General features: G+C 45.7%; 19 protein-coding genes. 9 read left to right on the top strand and 10 right to left on the bottom strand.

From position 1 onward, the window contains the following. The first annotated feature begins 35 nt into the window (after window positions 1-35). On the top strand, window positions 36-539 hold the full coding sequence (locus B5G04_RS00895) for an RNA polymerase sigma factor (RefSeq protein ID WP_087207948.1): 504 nt from the start codon (window positions 36-38) through the stop codon (window positions 537-539). Window positions 540-543: 4 nt separating this feature from the next. Here the strand turns inward: B5G04_RS00895 and B5G04_RS00900 are convergent, their stop codons facing one another. After that, window positions 544-1,017, bottom strand: a complete 474-nt coding sequence (locus tag B5G04_RS00900; RefSeq protein ID WP_162612712.1) for a DUF456 domain-containing protein — start codon at window positions 1,015-1,017, stop codon at window positions 544-546. Between the two features lie 27 nt (window positions 1,018-1,044). After that, window positions 1,045-1,443, bottom strand: a complete 399-nt coding sequence (locus B5G04_RS00905; RefSeq protein WP_087207952.1) for a VanZ family protein — start codon at window positions 1,441-1,443, stop codon at window positions 1,045-1,047. A gap of 82 nt (window positions 1,444-1,525) precedes the next feature. Between B5G04_RS00905 and B5G04_RS00910 the strand changes: the two genes are divergently transcribed. After that, window positions 1,526-2,890, top strand: a complete 1,365-nt coding sequence (locus B5G04_RS00910; RefSeq protein WP_022039116.1) for a sodium-dependent transporter — start codon at window positions 1,526-1,528, stop codon at window positions 2,888-2,890. Window positions 2,891-2,902: 12 nt separating this feature from the next. Beyond that, on the top strand, window positions 2,903-3,823 hold the full coding sequence (locus B5G04_RS00915; RefSeq protein ID WP_087395193.1) for a helix-hairpin-helix domain-containing protein: 921 nt from the start codon (window positions 2,903-2,905) through the stop codon (window positions 3,821-3,823). Window positions 3,824-3,837: 14 nt separating this feature from the next. Here the strand turns inward: B5G04_RS00915 and B5G04_RS00920 are convergent, their stop codons facing one another. The 4 genes from B5G04_RS00920 to B5G04_RS00935 form a co-directional block, all read right to left on the bottom strand. Continuing rightward, entirely contained in the window at window positions 3,838-4,359 is a 522-nt protein-coding gene (locus B5G04_RS00920; protein WP_087395786.1) for a GNAT family N-acetyltransferase, read from the bottom strand. Window positions 4,360-4,578: 219 nt separating this feature from the next. After that, complete coding sequence (locus B5G04_RS00925) at window positions 4,579-5,967, bottom strand: aldo/keto reductase (protein WP_087395196.1); 1,389 nt, start codon at window positions 5,965-5,967, stop codon at window positions 4,579-4,581. A 7-nt stretch (window positions 5,968-5,974) separates the two neighbouring features. After that, complete coding sequence (locus B5G04_RS00930; RefSeq protein ID WP_239413994.1) at window positions 5,975-6,886, bottom strand: helix-turn-helix domain-containing protein; 912 nt, start codon at window positions 6,884-6,886, stop codon at window positions 5,975-5,977. Window positions 6,887-7,077: 191 nt separating this feature from the next. Further along, complete coding sequence (locus B5G04_RS00935) at window positions 7,078-7,452, bottom strand: helix-turn-helix domain-containing protein (protein ID WP_239413995.1); 375 nt, start codon at window positions 7,450-7,452, stop codon at window positions 7,078-7,080. Between B5G04_RS00935 and B5G04_RS19560 the strand changes: the two genes are divergently transcribed. Continuing rightward, window positions 7,426-7,596 (top strand): hypothetical protein, encoded by a 171-nt coding sequence (locus B5G04_RS19560; RefSeq protein WP_158098139.1) that lies wholly within the window; start codon window positions 7,426-7,428, stop codon window positions 7,594-7,596. The genes B5G04_RS00935 and B5G04_RS19560 overlap by 27 nt on opposite strands. A gap of 351 nt (window positions 7,597-7,947) precedes the next feature. Here the strand turns inward: B5G04_RS19560 and B5G04_RS00940 are convergent, their stop codons facing one another. After that, window positions 7,948-9,351 (bottom strand): alkaline phosphatase, encoded by a 1,404-nt coding sequence (locus tag B5G04_RS00940; RefSeq protein WP_087395789.1) that lies wholly within the window; start codon window positions 9,349-9,351, stop codon window positions 7,948-7,950. A gap of 235 nt (window positions 9,352-9,586) precedes the next feature. On the opposite strand from B5G04_RS00940, the gene B5G04_RS00945 reads away from it, so the two are divergent. The 3 genes from B5G04_RS00945 (at window position 9,587) to B5G04_RS00955 (ending at window position 12,627) form a co-directional block, all read left to right on the top strand. Then, entirely contained in the window at window positions 9,587-10,543 is a 957-nt protein-coding gene (locus B5G04_RS00945; RefSeq protein ID WP_022039933.1) for a fimbrillin family protein, read from the top strand. A gap of 183 nt (window positions 10,544-10,726) precedes the next feature. After that, complete coding sequence (xpt, locus tag B5G04_RS00950; RefSeq protein ID WP_022039932.1) at window positions 10,727-11,296, top strand: xanthine phosphoribosyltransferase; 570 nt, start codon at window positions 10,727-10,729, stop codon at window positions 11,294-11,296. After that, window positions 11,296-12,627: a nucleobase:cation symporter-2 family protein gene (locus B5G04_RS00955; RefSeq protein WP_087395201.1), complete on the top strand. Its 1,332-nt coding sequence runs from the start codon at window positions 11,296-11,298 to the stop codon at window positions 12,625-12,627. Before xpt ends, B5G04_RS00955 begins: the two co-directional genes overlap by 1 nt. Window positions 12,628-13,198: 571 nt before the next feature. On the opposite strand, the gene B5G04_RS00960 is transcribed toward B5G04_RS00955, so the two are convergent. From B5G04_RS00960 to gyrB, 3 genes are all read right to left on the bottom strand, one after another. After that, window positions 13,199-14,281 carry an IS110 family transposase gene (locus B5G04_RS00960; protein ID WP_087395205.1) on the bottom strand — a complete coding sequence of 361 codons (1,083 nt, stop codon included), beginning with the start codon at window positions 14,279-14,281 and terminating at the stop codon, window positions 13,199-13,201. A 191-nt stretch (window positions 14,282-14,472) separates the two neighbouring features. After that, a complete protein-coding gene (locus B5G04_RS00965; protein WP_087395208.1) occupies window positions 14,473-17,157 on the bottom strand; it encodes a 4-alpha-glucanotransferase in 2,685 nt (894 codons plus the stop codon). Window positions 17,158-17,343: 186 nt separating this feature from the next. Further along, on the bottom strand, window positions 17,344-19,308 hold the full coding sequence (gyrB, locus tag B5G04_RS00970) for a DNA topoisomerase (ATP-hydrolyzing) subunit B (protein ID WP_022039830.1): 1,965 nt from the start codon (window positions 19,306-19,308) through the stop codon (window positions 17,344-17,346). Between the two features lie 385 nt (window positions 19,309-19,693). Between gyrB and B5G04_RS00975 the strand changes: the two genes are divergently transcribed. Continuing rightward, on the top strand, window positions 19,694-20,923 hold the full coding sequence (locus B5G04_RS00975) for a site-specific integrase (protein ID WP_087395211.1): 1,230 nt from the start codon (window positions 19,694-19,696) through the stop codon (window positions 20,921-20,923). A gap of 25 nt (window positions 20,924-20,948) precedes the next feature. Next, window positions 20,949-22,085: a PDDEXK nuclease domain-containing protein gene (locus tag B5G04_RS00980; protein WP_087395214.1), complete on the top strand. Its 1,137-nt coding sequence runs from the start codon at window positions 20,949-20,951 to the stop codon at window positions 22,083-22,085. Window positions 22,086-22,294 lie beyond the last annotated feature (209 nt).

Genomic DNA, 22,294 nt, shown 5'->3' on the forward strand with positions numbered 1-22,294 from the left:
ACAGACATATATTAACCCGAATAAACAACAAGTAAATGAGAACAGCTAATTTTGCTCAGAATCTACTGAGCGTACAAACCGAATTACGTCACTTCGCCTATAAGCTTACAGCAGACCGTGAAGATGCCAATGACCTGCTGCAGGAAACCTCGCTAAAGGTATTGGATAATGAAGACAAGTATACCGATGAAACTAATTTCAAGGGATGGGTTTATACCATCATGCGTAATATTTTTATCAATAATTACCGTAAGACACAACGTGACCAGACTTATGTTGACCAGACTGATAATCTGTTTTACCTAAATAAAAACGAAAGTGATGAGCCTGTAACGGTAGATAACGGATACGACTTGAAGGAAATGAACAGTATCGTTAATGCCTTACCTCAAGAATACCGTATTCCGTTCCTGATGTATGTATCGGGATTCAAATACCGAGAGATAGCTGATAAAATGGATTTGCCACTAGGAACAATAAAGAGCCGCATTCATTCTACCCGTCAACGATTGCAGGAAGAACTGAAAGATTTCCGATAACACCTCAGAATGCCGCAATGAATTGCCAGATGAAATATCCACAAAGTACCAGCTTGACTGCGGTGCCGAACAGAAAACCTGCCAAAGACCCTAAGCCCGATTTCAAAGCGTGCTTCAGGTCTTTGTCGCCGAGCAATTCACCGGCAACAGCCCCTACAAAAGGTCCGGCAAGGATGCCCCAAGGAGGAAAAAACAAGCCTATCACTGTTCCCACGATACATCCCCAGTTTCCCCATTTGGTCCCTCCTGCATACTTACTTCCCAACATAGGTATAATATAGTCGAGCAATTGAACGATAAGCACCAGTACAGCCCATACAATCAATTGGGTAGGAGTGAACTGCATACGGGCAGTAAAATGAAAGCATAGCATGCCGATATATGCCAGTGGTGGACCCGGAAGTATTGGTAACACACAACCTAACAAGCCTGTTATCAGACAGATGACACCAATGATAATCAGCAATATATCCATAATAAAGTTCTGTTGTTGATTATATATTTGTCAAACCGGTTTATTCATATTTTTCTGAATTATCCGTCGTGTGACATACCAGCTGAACAGACAACCGAACAACACACCGGTACAGTTTGCGGCAAAATCAAGCCAGTCGCCACTGCGGTCGGAGGTGCAAGTTGCTTGTAGAATTTCGACAATGCCGCTCATCAGTATTGGAAAACAGATACCGACCAGTATCAGCTGATGCCAATGGATACGGGAGTGCCGGCGCAGGTATTCGAACCAGATGATAACAGTCAGCCCCCCATACATGCAGAGATGCACCAATTTGTCGAAATTGGTGATTTCATCCATCTCGGTTTTCGGTGGAGTGAAAAAAGACAGGTAGCAGATCGCAATTATAATGAAGATAGATAGCGGATAGTGTTTCATCATATAATTTATTCATATTTTCCGCGAAAATACAAACTTTTTCGTACATTTGCCGAACTTGAACTTTAAAATGTAAACAGAAAGGACAGAATGTATGCAAAATAGTGAGCGTGTCGGTTTCGCAAGCAAGTTGGGTGCCATCTTGGCTGCGGCAGGTTCGGCGGTAGGTTTAGGAAATGTGTGGCGTTTTCCTTACGAGACAGGGAACCATGGAGGTGCTGCCTTCATACTTATTTATTTGGGGTGTGTGTTTCTTTTTGGATTACCCATCATGATCGCTGAATTTACTATCGGACGGCGTGCCAAGGCAAGTACGGGTGAAGCATTCAAGAAACTGGCTCCCGGAACCGCATGGAAGTATGTAGGATATATGGGAGTATTGACTGGATTCCTTATCTTAGGCTATTATTCGGTAGTATCTGGTTGGACGCTGGAATATATATTCCAGTCTGCAACGGGTAATCTGCTTGGCAAGTCCGCAGACGACTTTGTAGCAATGTTCAATGAATTTTCTCAGAATCCTTGGCGTCCGCTGATCTGGCTGGTAGTGTTTGTGGCGTTGACTCATATTATTGTGGTTAAGGGCGTACAGGCTGGTATTGAGCGTGCTTCGAAAATTATGATGCCGATGCTGTTCATTTTGATTGTGCTGCTTGCGGTGTGTGCTGTGATGTTACCGGGTGCAGTAAAGGGATTGGAATTCCTGCTTAAGCCCGATTTCAGTAAAATTACTTCCGATGCAGTTTTAGGAGCTATGGGACAGGCCTTTTTTTCGCTCAGCCTCGGTATGGGATGCCTTTCGACGTATGCTTCTTATTTCAATCGTGACACCCGGCTAGGATATACAGCTATGAGTGTATGTGTCATTGGTACGTGCATTTCCATATTATCGGGATTCATTATCTTTCCGGCTGCTTTTTCAGTAGGAATCCAACCCGATGCTGGTCCTTCACTTATTTTCATTACCCTGCCTAATGTATTTCAACAAGCTTTTGGAGCAGTTCCATTATTTGCTTGTATCAGTGCGATACTGTTTTACATTCTTTTGGCACTGGCAGCACTTACCTCTACCATTTCACTTCATGAAGTTCCCACTGCTTTCCTGCACGAGAAATTCGGATTTACGCGCAGCCGCGCAGCGTGGCTGGTAACAACAGGTAGTTTGATTATCGGTGTGGTTTCATCGCTGGCATTGGGTGATTGGAATGATGTGCGGATAGCTGGTATGAACCTGTTTGATGCACTGGATTTTCTTACGGCAAAAATTATGTTACCTGTAGCAGGCATGTTTGTCGCTATCTTTGTGTCGTGGAAATTGGATCAGAAGAAGGTACGTGAGGAAGTGACTAATTGGGGGACATTGCGTGCTCCTTATTATCCGCTGCTTATCTTCCTGCTGCGCTATCTTACTCCTATCGGCATTTTGTTGGTTTTTGTCAACGAACTGGGTTGGCTATAGGTCTTATTCGTAATGTGGAAACATTTTTTTTATTTCAGCAAAGCCGACCGGCGTGCCATTGTGATGTTGTTGGCGGTACTGATACTTCTTGTGTGCGGCAATTTATGGTTGAAAGAAAAACAAGGTAAAGCATTATTGCCTTCGGCTACAGATAATGAATCTGTAGACTCTTTTCTGGCAAACGTCCGTAAGAAAGAACGCTTGCACCGACGTTCATCGCCTATGCATTCTAGCCCTACGGTAACAGTTTTATTTCCTTTTGACCCTAATACTGCGGATTCGACAACTCTTAGTGATTTGGGACTATCTGATTTCGTCATAAGCAATATCCTAAAATACCGTGCGAAAGGTGGTATATTCCGCACTCCCGAAGCTTTTAGACGAATATATGGCTTGACATCGGAACAATACGAAGCGCTGCATCCTTACGTTCGTATCGGAATACATAATCGGTTGCGCAGACAAGATACGGCTATGAGCCGGCCAGCAACAGTGTTTCGCGATAGTACTACGCTTTATCCGGTAACGGTTAAATATGTTGAAGGTACAGTAATTGATTTGAATATGGCCGATACGGTTATGTTGAAACATATACCAGGTATCGGTAGTGGACTGGCACGGATGATTGTAGCTTACCGCAACCGTCTTGGAGGCTTTCACGCTGTGAGCCAGTTACAGGAAATTCCTTACATTGATACTTTGGTGAACCGTTGGTTCCGGATAACAACTCCTCCTTTCCGGAAGTTAAAAGTTAACCATTCCAACCTTGACCGTCTGCGCTCGCATCCCTATATGGATTTTTACAAGGCAAAAGCCATCATCGAATATCGCCGTAAACGTGGGAATTTGAAAGATATAGCACAATTATCCCTTTTTGAAGAGTTTAGCGAAGAAGATTTGAAGCGATTGATGCCTTATTTGTCGTTTGAGTAACCGAATCTCAGGTTTTAGAAACTGTTTTGAGTTTCTCCAAAAAGTTTTTCTCGTCTTGATGTATCCGTTTTCGTGTGTGCTTTGGGCGATTTTTTATACATCCGCATCTGTTCCCCATCGTCGCCCTTCACCATGCACAGGTATTCCCAGCCATAACGTTCGTAAAACGAGGTATGCTCCGTGATGAGGTAGAGGGTGCTGATACCTTTTACAGCCATATCCTTGCAGATATGTTCCAACAGATGTCCGGCAATGCCGCGGCAACGTCGTTCCGGTTCCACATATAAGGCACAGATATTCGGAGTCAGGTCTTTGCGGTCGTGAAAGTCGTTTTCTATCACACCGGCTCCGGCAATTATCTGTTGCCCTTCAATTACTATGTACCATTGAGGAACAGCTACAGTTCCTTTAATACTTTCATCGATACTTGTCAGATACTCCTCTAAAGGAATTTCCCATTTTTCTTGAAACCATCTGGCTGCAGGAATGCGCCATTCGGGGTGGGCATGAAGGGATATGATATTGTATGTGTTCATTGGCTCTTGCAAAGTTTGTTTTATCTTCATCCGTTCTTTTCCGATCAATGTTGGTGGAAGCAATCTTCGTAATTCTCCATATATTCCTTTTGCTTAAAGGATTCAATAAGCACAAAAGTAATGATTTTGCGCAAGAATCAAGCAAGCAGGCACCACATTTATGAAAAATGTTTCAAAAATTGGAAGTGGAATATGGGATAAATGTATCGAAATCATTCCCTATAAAGTTCCTTGCTTCAGCTGCTCCACATAATCATCAATCATTCTCATTTGTGATGGAATGTCGATGCCCTGCGGGCAATGGGACACGCATTGCCCGCAACCGATGCAGTGGCTTGCCTGACTCAATTTAGGCACGCGGCGGTCATAACCTATCAGAAAGGCTCTCCGGGCTTCCTCATAATTGGCATCCAGATGGCTTTTGGAAACATAGCCGTGGTTGACGCATTTGTTGTAATGGAGGAAGTTCGCCGGAATATCTATCCCGTATGGACAGGGCATGCAATATTTACAGTCGGTGCAGGGGATATTCTGGCTGTCCTTCATCCGTTCCGCTACGTCTTCAAGGAAATCGCTTTCTTCGCTTGATAGGGGAACGAGTGGCGAGAAAGTACGCAGGTTGTCTTGTAGATGTTCCTTATAAGTCATTCCGCTAAGAACGGTCAGCACCTTCGGGAATGATCCGGCGAAGCGGAACGCCCATGCCGCAGCCGTGTCATCCAGACGCTTCTGTTTCATCTGAGCCAGTACGTCTTGTGTGACGTTGGCCAGCCTTCCGCCCAGTAAAGGTTCCATGACGACTACGGGAATGTCTCGCTTTGCCAATTCTTCGTACAGGTATTCGGCGTTGGTGTCATCTCCCATAGCCTTTTGCCAATCGGCATTGTAAGCGGAAGCATGCCTCCAGTCCACATAATTGAGTTGGATTTGCACAAAGTCCCAATGCACTTGTTCGTGCATCTGCAGCACACGATTGAACACTTCAATATCGCCATGAAAGGACCAGCCAAGATGTCGGATTCTTCCTTGTTTTCGTTCTTCGATCAGGAAGTCGAGCATCCCGTTTTGTATGAAACGCTTGTTGAACAGGCTCATTCCGCCACCACCTATGCCGTGCAGGAGGTAATAGTCTATGTAATCGACTTGCAAATGCTGAAGCGAGCGGTGATACATGGCTGTCAGATTCTCGCGAGAAAGGTCGGATGCCCCGGACATCTTGGTAGCGATGAAGAACTTTTCTCTGGGATGACGCTTCAATGCTTTCCCCGTAACGGTTTCCGACCAACCTTGTCCGTAAATGGGAGCGGTATCGAAGTAGTTCACGCCATGTTCTATGGCATAGTCTATTAATCCGTTTACCGTCTCTTGGTCTATCGGACAACCGTCCTTTTGTGGAGAGGTGGCAGGCGGCCAACGCATACAGCCGTAGCCTAACAGGGAAACTTGCTGTCCTGTCTTAGGGTCGGTGCGGTAAGTCATTTCCCCGCTTACGGTTTCTTGTCCGGCTTGCCCGTGTCCACAGGCAGACAATCCGGTAGACGCACCGATGATACCCAGCCGTTTCAGGAAAGAACGGCGCGACATTCCTTTGTTTTCAGTTTGTTCCATACGCGTTTCAGTTCATATTTCTATATTCCAATGGGGTAATGCCCGTCTTGCTCTTGAACAGACGGTTGAAGTGTTGGGGATATTCAAATCCCAACCGGTATGCAATCTCGCTTACCGACAATTGTGTAGTCGCCAGCAAGGATTTTGCCTGCTCTATCAGGAAAGCGTGGATGTGCTGTTGCGTGTTCATTCCGGTCTGGCTGCGCAAAAGGTCGCTGAGGTAGTGCGGAGACATGTTCAATTCACTGGCTAAGGCATTGACGGAAATAAACTCTTTACGGCACTCGTCTATATGCTTTTGAAGCAGGAGATGTACCCGTGTCACGATGTCGGGCTCCACACTGCTGCGTGTCTGGAATTGCCTCGTATAGAAGCGTTCCGAATAATTCAGCAGGACATCAAGTTGTGAGACGATAATGTCCTGCGTATGTGCATCGATGTTTTGCCTGTACTCGTTCTCGATGTTTTCCAGGATATTCTCCACTACGTTCCGCTCCATGTCGGATATGTGCAGGGCTTCCCTCACGTCGTAGGAAAAGAATTTCAGTCTGCCGATTTTTGCGCCTAACGGATATTTGCGTATGAAGTCGGGATGGAAAGCCAGCATCCATCCCCATCTGCCGGCGTTTACAGTTTTCTCTTCCCAACTGTGCACTTGCCCCGGTGCAAAGAAATTCATGCAGCCGCGTGTAAAGTCATAGCTGCGCCACCCGTAGCTTGCATTACAGGTGGTCTTGTCCTTTATCGTGATGGTATAGAGGTTCAACCGCACCGGTTTACCGATAGGACTGTAGTCTTTTACATCAGACAGGCGGCAGACGCTTAACAGCGGATGGCATATCGGCGGACAGCCAAACAGGGCGACGTATTCCTCCACTGTATTGATTTCAATAATTTTCCCTTTCTGTATTTTCATCATTTCTTTATTTTGCCACAATAGATATTCACACCGCTTTTACAAGATATATTTTTACGACTGCAAAAATATGCATGGACAAACTTTTGGATGTTAAACAAAAAGGAGAAAGTGTTATATATACAGGAAAACAACCTGTTAATTTGCTTTCGCAGCCTTTGTATCGAACGCCTTACGGTGCTTGACGATGGTCTTCATGTTTGTCTGCGCCATTCGGTCAGTTGAGCGATGAGCGGCACGAGCGAGCGGCCTATATCCGTCAGACGGTATTCTACCTTTGGCGGCACGGTAGGATACACTTTTCTGGCAACAAGGGCATCGGCTTCCAGTGTCTTGAACGTACCCGATAACACCCGTGAAGAAACATCCGGAATCAGGCGGCATAACTCATTGAAACGGACACATTCGTGCTCGCTGATTACCAGTACGACCAGCAACGCCCACTTGTTACCGAAACGTGCTATTACATTACGGACTGGGCAAATCTCGATAATCGAATTTTTTTCTTCCTTTTTCAGAAGCTGTTTTGAATTTATCGTGCGATGATTTGGGATGAGTTTTTGAGGCATTTTCGCTTCTGTAATGAGGAAGATAGCGGGCTATCTGACGAAGAACAGGAGCGAAAAGGACCAAAAAATCGCCCAAAGCACACACGGAAACGGATACATCAAGCCAAGAAAAACTTTTTGGAGAAATTCAAAACAGCTTCTTAATTTCTCCGATAAGTTTGTTGGACAGATACAAATCAATGTATGATTGAAAGGTTCAGTATCTGTTTCAAACTGTCTTCTTTTTACGTTCTCCATATGGAAACCGTACGGTTTCCATATCGAAAACATACGGTTTCCATATCAAGAACGTACGGTTTTGAGATGGAAACTATAAAAAGATACCCTTTGGATTGATAATACAACCTAATCAATAACTTTAACTATTTTGACGGATTTTGGATCCTTTCCGCTTCTGTTTTTCGTCAGATAGCTTACTTGTCCTCCTTATAAAATCAGAAAAACACCTTCGAAAACAATTCTCAAAACAAACCTAGGTAAAATATAAACAGGTTTTTACTGGTAGTGTGCAATTTCGGCAATGCGTGCCGGAATCTCGACATTGTCCATTCGTCCCTGGAAATAGTCAGCTCCGGCTCCAATGGCAAATACGGGTACGTAGCCAGCCGAGTGGCCGCCACTGACCCAACCTACCATGGCTATTTCATTGATAATGCGTACGGCTTCGGCTGCCAGTGGTTCGTCTTGTGCATATTCACTTTTTTCCATTTCTACATCGGAGCCAGTAAAAGTGCGGCAATATACTTCCTCAAGGCGTTTTGCTTGTTGTTCGGTCAGTTTCAGTTCATTCCAGAACCCGAAGTTGTCGGCAAGTGCCTGACGTGCCTGCTCCCACGTCACGCGGTTGCCCGTCTGGCGACGTAGACTGTTCAGTATGGAGGTAAAGGCAGTTTCGCTTACGCGCTGGTATTGCAGAGCTTGCAGGTTGAGGGCATATGCACCTGTACCCAGCACCAAACCACCTGTCTCATGGTCAGCACTGATGACAATGAGAGTTTCATCGGGATGATTTTCGTAAAACTGAAGTGCCTGGCGGATGGATTCGTTCAGATCAACCACTTCCCGGAATGCTGTAGCAGCATCGTTACTATGACATGCCCAGTCAATTTTTCCACCTTCTACCATCAAGAAGAAACCTTTGCTTAGGTCTTTCGAAAGGAAACGGATAGCAGCACTTGTGATGTCGCTCAGGCAAAGATCACCTTCGCGACGGTCGATAGCATAGGGAATAGCATCGCGGTAGGTTGCCGAAGCTTTTTCGGTCTGCAGCAGGATAAGTTTGTCGGCCTGTTCATTTTTTGCCATGAAGTCTTCGTATCCTCTTGCCAAGGTATATCCATACTGTGAGGCAAGCGTATAGAGACTTTCGCCTTGCCCGTGGTTATCGGGGTCGAGAAAATCAGAACCGGCGTAAAAGTCGAAACCGGCAGTAAACAAGTCTTTCCCTATCTGGTAATAGTTTTTCCGGTTCGGGTTGTGAGCATAAAAAGCAGCAGGTGTGGCATGGTCTATACTTACGCTGGTAGCGATACCCACACGACATCCTTTCTCTTTTGCCCGCATGGCGATACTGGCGATGGGGGTCTGCTGGTCCTGCTCCATGCCGATGGTACCGTTTTTAGTCTTTGTGCCAGTGGCAAGTGCAGTGCCTCCGGCTGCTGAATCGGTTACGCCATTGGTTGCTGAATAGGTGGAACTGGTAGTGGCATAGGGGAATTCGGTAAAGTCGAGCGGGGTAAGTCCGATTTTACCATCCAGTTCGCCCAAATAAAGTTCGGTACCCTGTACTTGGTTGACTCCCATTCCGTCGCCGATGAAGAAAAACACGTATTTGGCTTCTTGTGCATATGTCCATACGGAAATCAGGGAACAAAGAAGGAAGAATGAAATTTTTTTCATATCGCTGTTTTTAAATTTGGTTACTATCCAAGAAGCTGTTTTGAATTTCTCCAAAAAGTTTTTCTCGGCTTAATGTATCCGTTTTCGTGCGATAAATTCAAAACAGCTTCTAAGGGCAAAGGTAAGGAAAATAAAGGAATGCAGAAATAATCTTGAAAAAAAACTGGTGCCAAACAGATACAACCGACAAATGTTGCGTTAGTTATAAATGATTAGTATATTAAATTATATTCAGATGAAAACAAAAGTATTATTGGGCATAGCTTTGTCATTGACAATGTTTGCCTGCCAGCAAGAGAACGTTCCCGAAGCGGGAACGGCAAAAGAAAATACCGATATCCGCCTGCGTGCTGAAGTCTCGGGCAGTGTGGAAAGCCGTACAACGACAGATGAGGGTGGCAATGTGTCATTCAATCCGGGGGATGAAATTGGTTTCTTTATGCCCGAGGAAGATAGCCCGACATTGTTTACCAACAAAGCAGGCACTTGGGAAGCTGCCGCCAGACTGTCTTGGCCCGACCTGACCAGTGATTTTGCTTTCTGCGCATTTTATCCTTACCAAGCGGGAGCTACGCGCAGCCAAGTGCCAATGCCCGACCTCAGTCTTCAGTCAGGCAAACTTGCCGAACTGGGGACATACGACTTTTTGGTAGCGACAAAAGAATGTAACTTCGGCGACAATAATGGTACGGTTAATTTTACCGGTGCCAATGCGTTCAAACACACATACAGTCTGTTGTTGATAACTTTGGTTGATGAGGGCAATATGGAAACTTTGTTAAATGAAGTCAGCATTGAAGGTGAAGGTTGTTTTACGGAGCATACATACAATTTCACCAGCGAATTAATGACTGAAATATCGGGAGCCGAAGCGAAGAACAAGTGGACGATGTCTGCAGGAGGCACAACCATTGATGATGTTACCGATACACAGATAGCCTTGTTGCTCAATCCGTCGGAAAGCCAAGTGACGCTGACATTCTCTATTGGCTATACACGCGACGGCGTATCGTTCACGGCAAGCACGCAAAATATCAGTCACGCATTTGCCGCCGGTTATTGCTACCAGTATACCATCCGTATCAATGACGGACAACTGATTATTGGCGATTCCGATGTGACCGAATGGGCTACCGGTGAAGTAACAGGTGGAGGAAACTTGGTGGTAGATGGAGAACCGGAGAATGTTTGATTTTTTTCGCTTTCCAGATAATATCTCTGCTCCATGTATTGCCGGAAATAGGATAAAAAGCCGTACCTTTGCACAAAATTAACTCATTACAGATTACATAGACTGAAGAACATAGTAATACGGATGTAAGCATTGTTCTCAAATCTATGTAATCTGTGGCGCGAAAGACAAAATTTACACAATATGAAAGCACTGAAAGAGCGTATTTTGCGGGACGGAAAATGTTTTGAAGGAGGAATCTTGAAAGTAGACAATTTCATCAATCACCAGATGGATCCGGTTTTGATGAAATCGATGGCGGTAGAGTTTGTCCGCCGGTTTGCAAGTACAGATATAAATAAGGTGATGACCATCGAGGCGAGTGGCATTGCTCCAGCCATTATGGTAGGCTATCTTCTCGAATTGCCGGTAGTGTTCGCTAAGAAAAAACGTCCCAGTACCATGGAGAATATGCTGACCACAATGGTTTATTCGTTCACCAAAGACCGTTCGTATGAAGTCTGTGTCAGCCGTGATTACCTGTGTCCGGGCGACAGGGTGTTGTTTATTGATGATTTTCTGGCGAACGGTAATGCAGCCAAAGGTGTCATTGATCTGGTACAGCAGGCAGGAGCTGAATTGGTGGGGATGGGATTCTTAATAGAAAAAGCGTTTCAGCACGGAGGTGACTACTTGCGTCAGCAGGGGATACACGTCGAGTCGCTTGCTATCATTGAGAGTTTGGAGAATTGTGAAATCAAAATCCGCGAATAATGGAAGAACATCAAGGACCTGTAGTATCTTCCGGGTTAATCTATGGGCTGGATGACCGTCCGCCCTTGCGTGAGACTCTTTTTGCCGCATTGCAGCATCTTCTGGCCATTTTTGTGGCAATTATCACCCCGCCGCTCATTATTGCCGGTGCTCTAAAATTGAATTTGGAAACAACTGGTTATCTGGTATCAATGGCATTATTTGCTTCGGGCATTTCCACTTTCATCCAATGTCGCCGCATAGGTTTTATCGGATGTGGTTTACTGTGCATACAAGGTACCAGCTTTTCGTTTATCGGTCCTATTATTGCAGCAGGACTGACCGGAGGGCTTTCAGCTATCTTTGGTGCCTGTATGGCTGCTGCATCGGTCGAGATGTTTATCAGTCGTTTATTGAAATATACCCGTCGGATTATCACCCCGTTGGTGTCGGGTATTGTGGTAACTCTTATTGGCATGAGTCTGATACGGGTGGGCATCACGGCTTGCGGAGGCGGAGCTGCAGCACAAGCCGACGGAACTTTCGGCAGCCTGCGTCATGTGGGACTCGCCGGACTGGTGTTGGTTTTGATTATCTTTTTTAACCGTAGTTCAAACCGTTACCTGCGTATGAGTTCCATTGTCATTGGACTCGCTATCGGTTATATAGTGGCATGGTGTCTGGGGATGGTAGATTTCGCTTCTATCCCGGATTATGGCGGACTGAATGTTCCCATGCCTTTCCGTTATGGACTTTCTTTTGATATATCTTCTGTCATAGCCTTGGCATTGATTTATCTTATTACCGCCATTGAGGCATATGGTGACATTACGGCAAACTCACTAATTTCGGGCGAGCCTGTAGAGGGAGAGAAGTTTGTCCGCCGTGCTTCAGGAGGCATCTTTGCTGATGGCTTTAATTCGATGATAGCTGCTTGCCTTAATTCGTTTCCCAATTCCATTTCTGCCCAAAACAATGGAATGATACAATTGACGGGTGTAGCAAGCCGTTATGTGGGTTACTACATTGCCGCGATGCTGATTATATTGGGATTGTTTCCTGCAGTGGGATTGGTCTTTTCGCTGATGCCTGAACCGGTACTGGGCGGTGCCACGTTGCTGATGTTCGGCACGGTGGCAGCAGCAGGTATACGTATCATTGCTTCACAAGACATTGACCGCAAGGCAACATTGGTTGTTGCCCTAAGTTTTTCCTTTGGCTTAAGCGTAGAACTGGTACCTGACATTCTCTGCCAGCTTCCCGAAACCCTACGCACTATTTTTTCATCAGGCATCACTACCGGAGGACTTACGGCAATATTGGCGAATCTGCTGATTCGGATTAAAAATTAAGAAATTGTTTTGAATTTACCGTAATGCGTTTTTGAGGCATTCCCGCTTGTGTGATGAGGAAGATAGTGGGCTAGCTGACGAAGAACAGAAACGGAAAGGAACAAAAAATTGCCCAAAGTACATACGAAAACGAATACATCAAGACGAGAATAACTTTTTGGAGAAATTCAAAACAGTTTCTTCTATGTTGTAATCCAAATATCCAGAGAATTTTTTTATTTTATTAAAGGTTTTCATTAGCTTTGTAATCAAGGAGTTGAAGAGGACGCAAGCTCTGCTGAGGAGCAACTTGCCAGCAATAGACTCCCTGCGTTACGCCGTAACATTGTTGAGGGATGGGACATCGGTCCTGTCCCTTTGTGTTACGGATATCGCTACATGGCTAAGAAAACCTGCCGTTTTCCTTGCCGGAACTTATTATATGGACAACCTTCTATCAGTGAACCGGGAAGTTCCCGGTCACATGTTCCTTTTCAGTCCTATTAAAGTAAAATGCCGCATTCTAAAGAAAGCAGACCTGATGGCTGCAAGAAACTGTCAGCGGTCATTCATATAGTTGTTGTCCATCGTGTCATTCAACTGTCTCATTCTTATATCTCCTTTTATATTTCAAGACATAAAAGATCCGGTTCAACAGTTTTCGGGCTATCCGCACAATGGCCTTGTTAGGCTCCATCCGCCGTGTCAGCTTTGAAAAAGCCATGTTCAAGGCCGGGTCAATCCGGGCTGCGAACCATGCGCATTCTATCAGTTTGCTTCTTAACTGCATTTGCCCCCGGAAGGTCATCTCCCCCTTATTGTCTTTCTCACCCGTGGAGTGGGAAGTGGGGACAAGGCCGATATACCCCGCAAGCCTGTCCGAATTGGCGAAACGCCGTATATCTTCCAGTTCGGCGAGTAAAGACAAAGCCGTTATCATGCCTATGCCCGGGACGGAACGTAGCAGTTCGTAGTCGGTGGCATATCCGTCTGAACGGGAAAGCGCCCTCAGCTTCCGTGTCGCTTCCAGAAGAAGCCTGCGCTGTGACTCTACGGAATCCAGCAAAAGGGAAAGACCGGCACCCCCTTCCTCCGTATCCATGCGGATACCGTTACGCAGCCAGTTCATGAAAGCGCGTGACCAGTGGGTGCCGCTGTGCTGGAATTCTTTAGGATAGTCAATCCCATAATAATACAGGAATGCCTTGACGCGCTGTTTCATTCTTGCCAGGTCACGGACAAGGGCGTCACGGCTGCGCAAAAGGGTACGGACCTCCAATGTCTCCCTGCAAGGGACATGGATGGCTGTCAGTTCATTGTTACGCAGAGACCTGGCTATTTTCCTGCTGTCCACTGCATCCGTCTTCTGAAGACGTTCCTTCTGGCTGGTGGAGACATCCGCCGGATTAACTACTATATTCTGTATTCCCATTTCAACCAATTTATAATGCGCCCAAAAGCCACTGAAACCGGCTTCATAGGCTGACAGATAATTCCCGTTGGGAAAATGCGCGTGAAGATAAGAGAACAGGGCTTCCGGACTCGGGGGCTGAACGAATGTCTTGTGGTGGAGATGATCGCTCAGAATACTTACTGTCCAACTCTTCAGATGCACATCAATTCCTACATAAATATTTTGTCCTTCAAAATTTAATGTGTTACTTTGTTTACGCATAAAGTCATAGGTTTTATTAAGTTATTTCTTTCATTTACAAATTTAATAATTCTCTTGGCTTTATGCTATTTTGCTAGCACATTACAAACATAGGAACTAAGCAAGCAAACACAGTTTTTCGCAGATTAGCTGTTTTGAATTTTCAATCTATAGAACTAGTCAACGAAAAACTGTGTTTTAAAGAAAAAGCTTTATCCGTCTGCTCTTCCGCTTTCAGCAATCATCTGGCGAATATGTTGATTGAAGTCGGTAAGACTCATCAGCTTTTCGAGGGTGATATGCATCCGCCAGCGCCAGTAATTATGTGGATTGGCCGGGATATTGATGCGTTCGGCATCAATGTCTGCATTACGGATGGCTTCGTCCATTGCGGTCCAGTCTTGCCACGTCAGGATACAAAGCATCGAAGGACACTGCAGGTGACGGCGGACGATTTCCTCGCATAACCAGCCAGGAGCTTCTTCGGGTGTTGTGCCCCAGTAGTGCAGTTCGTTATGATAGAAGCGGTCGGTAACGGTGGAGTCTTCTTTCCACCAACCGCGCAGGGTAGTCATATCGTGGGTGCCGATGGTACATACCGAGAGGTAAGGATAGTTCTCGGGTCTGCCAAACTCTATACCGGTTTGTTTGGGCATCCGCTGGATTTCGAGTGAAAGTATTTGTAACTGGTTCATTACCCAAGGTACGCAGCCCGGTACCATACCCAAGTCTTCTCCGCATACCAGCATCGGGGTTGCTTGAAGCAGTATAGGTAGTTTTTTCATCGCTTCGTGGTACCAGAATTCATTATGACGCTGGTAGTAGTAATGATCATAAAGGCGGTTGAATGCTTGCTGTTCTTTAGCAGAAAGGTGGCAGAATACCGGTTCGTTCTGTACGGCGATGCGTGGATGGAATTTATTAGGGTCATCGCGGTCAGCGATGAAGAGCACATCGCTGATGAGTGAATAGAGTTTTTCGCGCATATCCGTACTGGCGGGGTCATCCTTTCCGTCAAAGTATGTCTCGACCTTACGTTGAGTGTTGTATTCGGGTCGCAAGGCATACAGTTTGCTGGGAAGATGTTTCAAAAAAGTGTGGCGCACCTCGTGTGCCTTGTCACCGAAAAGTTTATCTATCAACTGGTCATCAATGTACGGACGTGTCATACGTTCCTTGTCGAAATCGAGTCCGAAGCTTTGTATTTCTTCTTTGCTCATTGGAAGCGAAGGGACGAATTGCCCCAATAATCCGTGGACAGAATGATAAGGAATCTCCCAGATACGGAAGAAACCAAGGATATGGTCGATGCGGTAGGCCGTGAAGTATTCTGCCATCTTGCGGAAACGTCGTTGCCACCAATGGTACTGGTCTTTCTCCATCACTTGCCAGTTGTAGGTGGGCATTCCCCAATTTTGTCCGTTGGTGGAAAAAGCATCGGGAGGAGCTCCTGCTTGCCCGTTCATATTGAAATAATAAGGCTCTACCCATGCCTCCACGCTGTTGCGGCTGATACCTATAGGGATATCACCTTTCACGATGACTCCCTGGCTGCGTCCGTAGGTGCAGGCATCAAGCAGTTGTACGTGCAAGTAGTATTGCAAAAAATAGTAGAAACAGATGTCTTCGTAGTACGTACTTCCGGGGATGCACATTTGCTGCACCCGGTCTGCTTGGTATACGCTGTCCACTCCCCATCGGCGAAAATCGGCAGTGCCATTCCGGTCGCGCAACACGCTGAATGCAGCGTAAGGCTGTAGCCATTCTTCGTTCTTTTGCACGAAAGCTTTGAATTCCGGCATTTCCAGAAATTGTTCTTGCTCTTGGTGGAATAAGGTATGCAGGTATTCCCGTTTCAGGCAGTTTACTTTTTCATAGTCAACCTGCGACAAGCCGTTCAGGGTAATACGGCGTCGCTCGAAAGCCTTCATTGCTTCTTCATCGTTCAATGCAGGCAACTGGCGCAGGTCAATATACATCGGGTGAAAAGCATAAATGGAGATACTGTTATAGGGATATGAGTCTATCCACGTACCAGTCATTGTAGTGTCATTGATAGGGAGTATCTGTACGGCACGTTGTCCGGTCTCGATGGCCCACGTGATGAACCGTTTCAGGTCGCCGAAGTCACCTACACCGCAACTTCCTTCCGAGCGGAGCGAAAACACAGGAATGGCTGTTCCCGCAATACGGCAGGCAGGACGGTTGAAGAATACTTCTGCTTCGGCAGGCAGATAAGTTTCTCCGCGTTGAAGCGGACGTATCTGAAAAAGGCGGTTAGGACGCGTTTCCCATTCTTCTACAGCTCCCGTCTTCTCGTTGATGGCGACAAACTTATACTCGAATGGTGATTTTAGTGCCGATGCATCCAATGTGAGCTGCCACACGCCCGAAGCAACCTCGTGCATCCGGATAGGACGGCAATACTCCCAATTACCCAGTGCACTACAGCTCCCGATAATCCCCAGTTCCTGTCCTTGTACATGCAATCCCGGACAAAGGGCACGGAAAGTGATGCAGCTTCCCACATTGTTGCTCAATCGATTGGGCGATGTCAGTGGATGGACATCATTAAAGGCGGAACTATAACGGTAATTTTCGGTAGGAAGATCGCGCCAGCAATCTTCTATGAGGTATTGATGTTGCTGGACATTGCCCGAATACACGGTGTGTGCAATAGCTCCCAGTTCCTTGCGGATGCACATATCGTCGCGGAACACCCCGTAACGATAGGTGATAGGACGTCCGGACTCGGCAGGCGAATAATCGCAACTTCCTTTCCATTCGCTTCCGTCGCGGGTGGAAAGCTGGAGAAAGAGAGGGTCACCTTCATCGAAGATGACACGGAGGTCTTCTCCCCAAACAGTATGGTATTGGATACGGAATGTGAGTTTCATCTGATTCTGTTGGTTAGTTTATGTGTCAAATATAAGGAATTATATGATAATATGCAAATGTGGGAATGTGTCAATGTGGGAATAAAAAAAACTCCAGCAACAAAATGCATTGCTGGAGCTTCCCCTAGTGTAAGATGCGGGGCTGGATTTTTAATTGTGAATGAATATGAAGTTAATAAAAACGCCTTATGCGTCGATATTCGCATATGTGGCGTGTCTTTCTATGAATTCACGTCGTGGAGCTACATCATCCCCCATCAGCATGGAGAAAATGTAGTCGGCGTCTGCTGCGTTTTCGATGCTGACTTGCTTCAGAATGCGGGTTTCCGGATTCATGGTCGTTTCCCACAACTGTTCCGGATTCATTTCACCCAAACCTTTGTAACGCTGAGTGTGGATACCTGTTTCGGTACCGTCACCGTATTTCTGCATAAATGCCTGACGTTCTTCATCGGTATAGCAATATTCGCTGATTTTGCCTTTGGTGCATTTGTAGAGAGGAGGATTGGCGATGTAAAGGTGTCCGCCCTGGATTACTTCAGGCATGTAGCGATAGAATAAAGTCATAATCAGGGTATCAATGTGCGAGCCGTCAACATCAGCATCCGTCATGATTATGACTTTGTTGTAGCGCAGCTTCTCAATGTTTGCCTTCTTGCTGTCTTCCGAATCATCTACACCGAAGCGTACCCCCAGTGCCTGTATGATGTTGTTTACTTCGTCACTTTCGAACGCTTTGTGCCACATGGCTTTCTCTACGTTTAAGATTTTACCTCTTAACGGCAAGATGGCTTGAAACTGGCGGCTTCTGCCCTGCTTGGCAGAGCCACCTGCCGAATCACCTTCGACAAGGAACAGTTCGCATTCTTCGGGTGTGCGGCTGGAGCAGTCGGCAAGCTTGCCCGGAAGCCCTCCTCCACCCATCGGGCTTTTACGTTGTACAGATTCACGTGCCTTACGGGCTGCAATGCGTGCCGTAGCTGCCAATACTACCTTGTCTACGATAAGTTTGGCTTCTTTCGGATGTTCTTCCAAATAATAAGTTAAAGCTTCACCCACGGCTTGGTTGACAGCACCGCTCACTTCGTTGTTGCCCAATTTGGTTTTAGTCTGTCCTTCAAACTGTGGCTCTGCTACTTTTACCGAAATGACTGCTATCAGCCCTTCACGGAAGTCCTCGCCCGAAATTTCTACCTTGGCTTTTTCCAATGCCTTGCTGTCTTCGGCATATTTCTTCAGCACACGAGTCAATGCCGTGCGGAATCCTGCTTCGTGCGTACCTCCCTCGATGGTGTTGATGTTGTTTACATATGAATGGAGGTTTTCGCGGAAGCCTGTGTTGTACATGATGGCACACTCGATAGGAATACCCTGTTTTTCAGTATTCAGATAGATGACATCATCGATGAGTGGTGTATTGCTTGAATTAAGGAAGCGTACAAACTCTTTTACGCCCTCTTCCGAATGAAAGACCTCTTGTTTGTACGAACCATCCTCTTCTTTTTCGCGCTTGTCGGTCAAGGTAATAGTAATACCTTTATTCAGGTAGGCAAGCTCGCGCATACGTGCCTGGAGAATGTTATACTTGTATTCGGTAGTGGTAAAAATCGATGCATCAGGCCAGAAAGTCTGACGGGTTCCAGTAATATCGGTCGTTCCTACTTCCTTTACAGGATAAAGTGGCTTTCCACATGCATATTCTTGTTGGTAGATTTTTCCGTTTCTAAACACATTGGTCACCATGTGGGTAGACAATGCATTCACACACGATACACCGACACCGTGCAGTCCTCCAGATACTTTGTATGAGCCTTTGTCGAATTTACCTCCGGCATGGAGGACGGTCATCACAACTTCCAGTGCCGACTTTTTTTCCTTTTGGTGAAAATCTACCGGGATGCCTCGCCCGTTGTCTTGCACGGTGATTGAATTGTCTTCGTTGATAGTTACTTCTATGTGGGTGCAATAACCGGCGAGTGCTTCATCAATGGAGTTATCTACTACTTCGTACACCAGATGGTGTAATCCTTTTTCGCTGATATCGCCAATATACATAGCGGGGCGTTTGCGTACGGCTTCCAGTCCTTCCAATACTTGAATGCTGCTTGCCGAATACGTATTTCCGCTGTTTAGGGTCAGTTCTTCGCTCATATCTTTTCAGTCTACTTTTTAAAACGGTCAAAGATACGCATTTTTCGTGAGATAGTGAAGTTTTGTTCCTCTAAAAAAACGGAAAATAACAAAGGCCGATAATCAGTCGATTATCAGCCTTTTTATGTACCCAGACCCGGTACAAGACATAGAAATCATAGGAAAACAAAAGAATTTATCTTCCTTATTATCAATCATTTGCGCATTTCCTGTTTTCTCCATTTTTGCTATATTTTGCCTATTTTCTGTTATTCAGTACACTTTTAGTACACTTTGAAATTCCATTTTCTTTTGTACCTTTGCAACATCGGAAAACAAAAGAAAATCAATCATTTAGTGTAATCACCCGGTTACGGTACCTAAATCGGGATAAAACCTCTAAGCAATGGCAAAGTTAGAAAATAAAACGAAAGAAAACCCTAAATTGGAGCAAAATAAGCTGTCAGACGGCAGAATCAGCCTGTATCTGGAGTATTATTTGGGTAGAGAGGAAAAGCCCGTATTGGACGAAAACGGTAATCAGGTGTATTATGAAAGCGGCAAGATGCAGGGAAAGCCGAAGTTCGCCGTCAAGCATCACAGGCGAAAAGAGAACCTCAGCCTGTATCTGATAGAAAAGCCACGTACCCCTGCGGAACGCCAGCAGAACAAGGAAACATTGGAGCTTGCTGTAAAAATACGTGCCGAGCGTGAACAGGAGTTCAAGGAAAGTATGTTGGGCTATCGCTTGAAAAAAGACCGGAACGTGAATTTCTTGGATTATTTTCAAGCCTATATCAATGAATACACCAAGAAAGACATTCGGATGGTGCAAATCGCCCTAAGCCGTTTCAAGGACTTTCTGAAGGAACATTACCCGATGCACGAGCTCGGCATCAAGCCTGAACTTATCACGAAGGACATGATGGAACAGTTCGTAGCTTATCTGCAATCCCGGAGCGTGGGCGAAGGGGCTAAAAGCATCTTCCAGCGTTTCAAGAAGGTTATCCACTATGCGATTGACCACGATGTGATGCTGAAAGACCCGTGCAAAGGCGTTACCTGCAAGGCGGATAGCCAAATATTGCGCAAGGACGTGCTTTCGCCGGAAGAAATCCAGCGGTTGATTGCGTGCCATTATGACAACGAGAACCCCAACGTAAGGCGTGCGTTTATCTTTTGTCTGTATTGTGGTTTGCGCTTCTGTGACGTGAAAGACCTTACCTATAAGAATATCGACTACGCTAACAAGCTGCTAAAATTTGAGCAGAACAAGACCAAAGGTCATTCCGCCAGTAGCGGTGTGGTCATTCCGCTCAATGACGGGCTTCTTTCGCTTGTGGGAGAACCGCCGACAGACGGAAACAAAGACGCTCTTATCTTCAACCTGCCTTCGTATGAGAGTTGCTGCAAATCCGTCAAGCGTTGGGTGAAAAGAGCAGGTATAGACAAACACATAAGCTGGCATTGCGCCCGTCACTCGTTCGCTGTAAATATCCTTAATAACGGGGCAAATATCAAGACGGTTGCCAGCCTTTTAGGGCATAGCGGACTGAAACATACGGAGAAATACACCCGTGCGGTGGATAAATTGAAAGAGGAAGCGATAAACAGCCTGCCGGAATTAAAGTTTTAACCATAAAAGACTTACCTTTGCAACTATGGACTTTGAAGCATTAATAAAACATATCAGCACGATACAGAGCACGTTGCAGGCGCAAGCCGCACACGCTGTAAATCTTGCCCTGACTGCCCGCAACTGGCTCATGGGTTGCTATATCGTGGAGTTTGAGCAGAATGGTGAAGACCGTGCCGCATACGGCGAACAACTGTTGAAGAAACTGGAACAGCGGTTGAACGTCAAAGGGCTGAATGAGCGCAGGTTTCGTGAGTTCCGGCGATTATACCTTGTTTATCCGCAACTGAAAGAGCCTATCGCATTGTATCTGACATTGCAAATTCGGCGCTCGCTGACCGCCGAATTCATTGAACCAATTTGGCGGATGCCGTCCGCCGAATCTACAACAAACATTCGGCGGATGCCATCCGCCGAATTAAAGCAGGCAAAAGAATGGATGATTCCGGCAGACAGACTCTTTAATAAGCTCACATACTCTAATTTGATGCTTATATCCACTATTGACAATCCCGTAAAAAGAGCATTCTATGAAATGGAAACAATTCGTGGATGCTGGTCATATAAGGAATTGGAGCGGCAAATCAATTCTCTCTATTACGAGCGTAGTGGATTGTCGAAAAACAAAGAAGCCTTGTCTGCCTTGGTGCAGCAGCAAGCCACGCATTTACAGCCCAAAGACATTATTAACACGCCTGTTACGTTGGAATTTCTCGGACTGAACGACCGTACCTTGGTCACGGAAAGCGACTTGGAACAATCCATTCTTGACAACCTGCAACGCTTCCTCTTGGAAATGGGGCATGGCTTCTGCTTCGAAACCCGCCAAAAGAGAATCCTGATAGACGGGAATTATTTCTTTGCCGACCTCGTGTTTTACCACCGCATTTTGAAATGCCACGTCATCGTAGAATTGAAGATAGACAAGTTCCGCCACGAGTACGCTTCGCAACTGAACCTATACCTTAACTACTTCAAGGCGGAAGTGATGCAGCCCGATGACAATCCGCCTGTCGGCATCCTGCTCTGTACCGATAAGGGCGACACATTAGTAAAGTACGCCACCGCCGGATTAGACCCGAACATCTTCGTACAGAAGTACATGATAGAACTCCCCTCCGAAGAAGAAATCAAAAAATTTATCTCGGCTGCAAACTATTAGCAATAAAAGCACTACTGGCGAAAAGAGAAAAGGGGATATTTCTTCTCTTTTCACCAGCACGTTTATTACTGTCAACAAAAAACAGGTTTAGGTTGGTTTGGGTATATAGACAAAGGAACAAACTAAACTCGACAAGTTGTAATAAGGGTAAATGAAAGAAACCTGTATTCCTAACCTAAAATCCACTGTAGAGATAGTACAATATGGTA

The sequence above is a fragment of the Bacteroides sp. An51A genome (assembly GCF_002161565.1).
In the GTDB taxonomy this organism is placed as follows: Bacteria; Bacteroidota; Bacteroidia; order Bacteroidales; family Bacteroidaceae; genus Phocaeicola; species Phocaeicola intestinalis.